Origin of the sequence: Mesorhizobium sp. M7A.F.Ca.US.014.04.1.1 (assembly GCF_003998745.1) — a bacterium.
Taxonomy (GTDB): domain Bacteria; phylum Pseudomonadota; class Alphaproteobacteria; order Rhizobiales; family Rhizobiaceae; genus Mesorhizobium; species Mesorhizobium ciceri.
The window spans coordinates 1-5,446 of the sequence record NZ_RZRW01000402.1; the positions used below are offsets into that span (position 1 = coordinate 1).

General features: G+C 62.9%; 5 protein-coding genes. 4 read left to right on the forward strand and 1 reads right to left on the reverse strand.

The window, feature by feature from the left end:
• Positions 1-223: 2-C-methyl-D-erythritol 4-phosphate cytidylyltransferase (locus tag EOA22_RS23270; RefSeq protein WP_206521322.1), on the reverse strand; the 223-nt coding region annotated here is incomplete at its 3' end.
• Between the two features lie 243 nt (positions 224-466).
• Here EOA22_RS23270 and dusB point away from each other — a divergent pair.
• From dusB to EOA22_RS23290, 4 genes are all read left to right on the forward strand, one after another.
• Positions 467-1,495 (forward strand): tRNA dihydrouridine synthase DusB, encoded by a 1,029-nt coding sequence (gene dusB, locus EOA22_RS23275; RefSeq protein WP_063168046.1) that lies wholly within the window; start codon positions 467-469, stop codon positions 1,493-1,495.
• Positions 1,492-2,634 carry a nitrogen regulation protein NR(II) gene (locus EOA22_RS23280; RefSeq protein WP_013531493.1) on the forward strand — a complete coding sequence of 381 codons (1,143 nt, stop codon included), beginning with the start codon at positions 1,492-1,494 and terminating at the stop codon, positions 2,632-2,634. Before dusB ends, EOA22_RS23280 begins: the two co-directional genes overlap by 4 nt.
• Positions 2,631-4,091 (forward strand): nitrogen regulation protein NR(I), encoded by a 1,461-nt coding sequence (gene ntrC / locus EOA22_RS23285; RefSeq protein ID WP_024505195.1) that lies wholly within the window; start codon positions 2,631-2,633, stop codon positions 4,089-4,091. The genes EOA22_RS23280 and ntrC overlap by 4 nt, the downstream gene beginning before the upstream one ends.
• Before the next feature lie 130 nt (positions 4,092-4,221).
• Positions 4,222-5,446, forward strand: a 1,225-nt coding sequence (locus EOA22_RS23290) for a HAMP domain-containing protein (RefSeq protein WP_164755753.1), incomplete at its 3' end; no start/stop codon positions are given.

Below are 5,446 nucleotides of genomic sequence, written 5' to 3' on the forward strand. Positions count from 1 at the left end.
ACAGTTCATGGTCGTCGGCATGAATGGCGACGACGATCTCGCTGGTCCGCGGGTGGGCCAGAAAAATGTCAAGCGTGTGTGCGATAACGGCAAAGCCGCCAATGTGTTGATATTGCTTCGGTCCGTTGGCCTGTCCGGCGCGCGCACCACGGCCGGCCGCGACGATTACCACCGCGACCTTGCCATCCGCACTCGAAACGTGATTTTCACTTGCGTCAGTCATTGCAGATTGGCTTAGCGCACGATCCCGAAAAGTGTAATCGGTTTTCGGCAAAGATCGTGCGTCAAATATGAATCCCAAAGCGTCCTTTGCGCGTCCCACGGGGCGCGCGGCGCTTTGGCCGCACCCAGTCCCGAAGGCCAGCATTTTTCCGATTGCGCCTTAATGTGGCGTCATTCCGCGTTGCACATTGCGGCCGATATGGCTAGAGAATGTGCAACGAATGAAGATGCTTGGTTTTTGTGCATGGTTAATTTGACCAAATTGGCCGCGCCGCTTAACGTCGGCGGCGTGAAACTCCGCAATCGCGTGTTCCTCGCGCCGATGTCGGGCATTACGGACGAGCCGTTCCGGCAGCGTGCCCACGCGCATGGTGCGGGCTTGGTCGTGTCCGAAATGGTTGCCAGCGGCGAGCTCGCCAAGGGCAGGGCCGGTTTCAACCTGCGCATACGCCACTCCGGCCTGCCCGTCCATATGGTTCAGCTTGCAGGCCGCGAGGCGATGCACATGGCCGAAGGTGCCAGAATCGCCGCCGGCGAGGGCGCCGACATTATCGACATCAACATGGGATGCCCGGCCAAGAAGGTCACCGGCGGTTATGCCGGCTCGGCATTGATGCTGGATCTCGACCACGCACTGTCGCTGATCGACGCCGTTGTCGGCGCGGTCGAGGTGCCAGTGACGGTCAAGATGCGGCTTGGCTGGGACGAAGGCGCGCTCAACGCGCCGATGCTGGCGCGCCGCGCCGAGCAGGCCGGTGTCAGCATGGTGACCGTGCACGGCCGAACGCGCTGCCAGTTCTATCAGGGCAAGGCCGACTGGCGCGCCATCGCCCGCGTCAAGGAAGCCGTGTCCATCCCGGTCGTCGCCAATGGTGACGTCTCTTCGCCGGCGGAAGCGGCCGACATTCTCGATCAATCGGGTGCCGACGCCGTGATGATTGGCCGTGCCCATTATGGCGCGCCTTGGATCGCAGGTGGCGTTGCGGCCGCAGCGACAGGCGAAGCGACGCCAAATATTCCACAGAACCCGACGGCGCTCGCCGACTACATCGTGGCCCACTATGAGGATATGCTGGCGCTCTACGGCGCCGAAAGCGGCCTGCGCCAGGCGCGCAAGCATCTTGGCTGGTATCTTGATCGGCATGCCGGCGGCGTAGCCGACGACAGCCGAAAGGCCATACTGACCGCATTCGAGCCCGCGCGCGTCATTGCCTTGCTGCGCGATGTGTTTTCGCGCGATCCGCAACCTTTGACCCTGCGGAGTGCCGCATGAACGCCGCCGCCGGCCAAGGCGCTGAAATGGCGGATGCCGCCCAGATCGTACTCAACACCATCCGCCGCCCGGTGATCATGATCAGCGAGGAAGGCTTCATCACCTTTGCCAACGCCGACGCGGAGGACTTCTTTCGTTCAAGCGCGACCATGCTCGCCCGCAACACGCTGTCAAAACTCATTCCCTTCGGCAGCCCGCTGCTGACGCTGGTCGACCAGGTGCGCGAGCGCCTGGCACCGGTCAACGAGTATCGCGTCGACGTGTCGTCGCCGCGTCTCGGCATCGAGAAGGTCGTCGATCTCTATGTCGCGCCGGTACCGGAATTTCCGGGCTCGGTGGTGGTTATGTTCCAGGAACGGTCGATGGCCGACAAGATCGACCGGCAGATGACGCATCGGGGCGCAGCGCGCTCGGTCACCGGCCTGGCCGCGATGCTTGCCCATGAGATCAAGAACCCGCTCTCCGGCATCCGCGGCGCTGCCCAGTTGCTGGAACTGTCGGCTTCCGACGAAGACCGTGCGCTGACGCGGCTGATCACCGACGAGACCGACCGCATCGTGTCGCTGGTCGATCGCATGGAGGTGTTTTCCGACGAGCGGCCGATCGACCGCTACCCCGTCAACATCCATGTCGTGCTCGACCATGTGAAGGCCATTGCCAAGAACGGTTTTGCCAAGAGAATCAAGATATTGGAGGACTATGATCCTTCGTTGCCTCCGGTGTTTGCCAACCGCGACCAGTTGATCCAGGTGTTCCTCAACCTGGTCAAGAACGCCGCCGAGGCGATCGGCAGTGACCCGCAGGGCGAGATCGTGCTGTCGACCGCCTTCCGGCCAGGCATCCGTGTTTCAGTGCCGGGCACGCAGGACCGCGTGTCGCTGCCGCTGGAGTTCTGTGTGCGCGACAATGGCTCCGGCGTCTCGGAAGACATCTTGCCGATCCTGTTCGACCCGTTCATCACCACCAAGCCGAACGGCTCGGGGCTGGGGCTGGCGCTGGTCGCCAAAATCGTCGGCGAACATGGCGGCATCATCGAATGCGAATCGACGCCGCGCGGGACCACATTCCGCATCCTGATGCCGGCCTGGAAAGAAGCGCCATACGGCGCCGATGAAGACGGTGAAGGAGACCGCAAATGACCGTTCGCGGCAATATTCTCGTCGCCGACGACGATGCGGCGATCCGCACTGTCCTCAACCAGGCGCTTTCGCGCGTCGGCCACGAGGTGCGCGTCACCTCCAATGCTTCGACTTTGTGGCGCTGGGTGGCGGCGGGCGAGGGCGATCTGGTCATCACCGATGTGGTGATGCCGGACGAGAACGCCTTCGACATGCTGCCGCGCATCAAGAAGGCGAGGCCGGAACTGCCGGTCATCGTCATGAGCGCCCAGAACACCTTCATGACGGCGATCCGCGCGTCTGAAACCGGCGCCTATGAGTATCTGCCCAAGCCGTTCGACCTGACCGAACTGCTCAACATCGTCAACCGGGCGCTTTCCGAGCCGCGACGGCCGAAGATCGATGCGCGGCCGGAAGAGCAGCCCGATGCAATGCCGCTGGTCGGCCGTTCGGCCGCCATGCAGGACATCTACCGCATGCTGGCGCGCATGATGCAGACCGACCTGACGGTGATGATCTCGGGCGAATCCGGCACCGGCAAGGAACTGGTGGCGCGCGCGCTGCATGAATATGGCCGCCGCCGTGGCGGCCCGTTCGTCGCCATCAACATGGCGGCGATCCCGCGCGACCTGATCGAATCGGAACTGTTCGGTCACGAGAAGGGCGCCTTCACCGGCGCGCAGAATCGCTCGACCGGACGCTTCGAGCAGGCTGAAGGCGGCACGCTGTTCCTCGATGAAATCGGCGACATGCCGATGGAGGCGCAGACCCGCCTGCTGCGCGTGCTCCAGCAGGGCGAATACACGACGGTTGGCGGACGCACGCCGATCAAGACCGACGTGCGCATCGTCGCCGCCACCAACAAGGATCTGCGCACCCTGATCAACCAGGGGCTTTTTCGCGAGGATCTGTTCTATCGCCTCAACGTGGTGCCGCTCCGGCTGCCCGCGCTGCGTGAGCGCTCCGAGGATGTGCCCGACCTTGTCCGCCACTTCTTCAAGCTCGGCGAAATGGAAGGCCTGCAGACCAAGCGCATTTCTTCCGGCGGCATCGAGTTGATGAAGCGCTATCCGTGGCCGGGCAATGTGCGCGAACTGGAAAACCTGGTTCGCAGGCTCGCCGCGCTCTATTCGCAGGACGAGATTTCCGCCGAGATCATCGAGGCCGAGCTCAAGACCGGCGAACGTCCCGTGGTGCCGGGTGGCGGCAATCTCATTCCCGACGATTTGTCGATCGGCCAGGCGGTCGAGCACTTCCTGCAACGCTATTTCGCCTCGTTTGCCGGCGATTTGCCACCTGCCGGGCTTTATCAACGCATCCTGTCCGAGGTCGAGTTTCCACTCGTCCTGGCCTCGATGACGGCAACCCGCGGCAACCAGATCAAGGCCGCGGAACTGCTTGGCTTGAACCGCAACACGCTGCGCAAGAAGATCCGCGAACTTGGCGTCAACGTCTACAAATCGTCGCGCCAGGGCTGAGCCTTTGATCTGAACCCGCGCTCTTTTCAGGGGATCGGCTCGCGAAAGATTTCCGTCTCGGTCACACTTGTTGCATAATCGCCACAATGCGTTGCATACATCCGACGCAATCATGGCACTAGACGGCGACATGGCCCCGCAGGCACCGACAACAAACCAACCGCTTTTCAGCGAACCCGGCGCTCGTGACGGGCGCCGGCTGCTTGCGCTGCCAGGCGTGATCGCGGTCGTCGGCGCGCTGATGACGGCGGCGATCTCGTTCACCATCCTCGTTGGCGCCACGCCGATCACACCGAACGAGTCGACGACGCTGGCGTTGATTGCCCTCAACGCGGCTTTCGTCCTGATTCTTATCGCGCTGGTCGGGCGTGAGGTGCACCGCATCCTGATGGCGCGCCGGCATGGCAAGGCCGCTTCGCGGCTGCATGTGCGCATTGTCGCCATGTTCGCCCTGGTTGCCGCCATTCCGGCCATCATGGTGGCCATCATCGCGTCGATCACGCTCGACATCGGCCTCGACCGCTGGTTCGAGATCCGCACCAAGACGATCGTCAATTCGTCGCTGTCGATCGCCGACGCCTATGTTCAGGAAAATGCCCGCAACCTGCAGGGTACGACACTGTCCATGGCCTATGATCTCGATGCGTCACGCACACTCTACGGCCTTGATCGTACCGGCTTTCTCGACCTGATGAACAAGGAAGCCGTGGGCCGTTCGCTGGCTCATGCGGCGCTGATCAAACCTGACGGCTCTTTCGTCATGAGCGCCAAGACCGACACGGATTTTGCCATGCCTGAGCCGCCGGAAGGCGCCGTGGCCAGCGCTGCCGACGGCAAGCCGGTGCTGATCGAGCCGAAAACGCGCAACATCATGGGCGCCATCGTCAAGCTGCGCGAGATCGAAGGGCTCTATCTCTATACCATTCGCCTCGTCGATCCGGAGGTCATCAAGGCGCGGCAGATCGTCAGGTCCAACACCGACGAATATCGGGGGCTGGAAGACAACCGCCGCACCTCGCAGGTGGCCTTCGCGCTGCCCTATCTTTCGCTCACCCTCATCATCATCCTGTCCGCGATCTGGACCGGCATTGCGGTCGCCGACCGTCTGGTGCGGCCCATTCGCCAGCTCATCGGCGCCGCCGACGAAGTGGCGACCGGCAATCTCGACGTCGCGGTTCCGGTCAGGCCCTCGGACGGCGATGTCGCCTCGCTCGGCGATACGTTCAACAAAATGCTTCTCGAACTGAAATCGCAGCGCAACGAGATCCTGTCGGCCAAGGACCTGATCGACGAGAGGCGACGCTTCTCCGAAGCCGTGCTTGCCGGCGTTACCGCCGGCAAGCACGGCTTCGGAG

Excerpts from the sequence above, each read along its gene's own strand:
- dusB (WP_063168046.1), top strand. The coding sequence starts at position 467 with ATGGTTAATTTGACCAAATTGGCCGCGCCGCTTAACGTCGGCGGCGTG.
- EOA22_RS23280 (WP_013531493.1), top strand. The coding sequence starts at position 1,492 with ATGAACGCCGCCGCCGGCCAAGGCGCTGAAATGGCGGATGCCGCCCAG.
- ntrC (WP_024505195.1), top strand. The coding sequence starts at position 2,631 with ATGACCGTTCGCGGCAATATTCTCGTCGCCGACGACGATGCGGCGATC.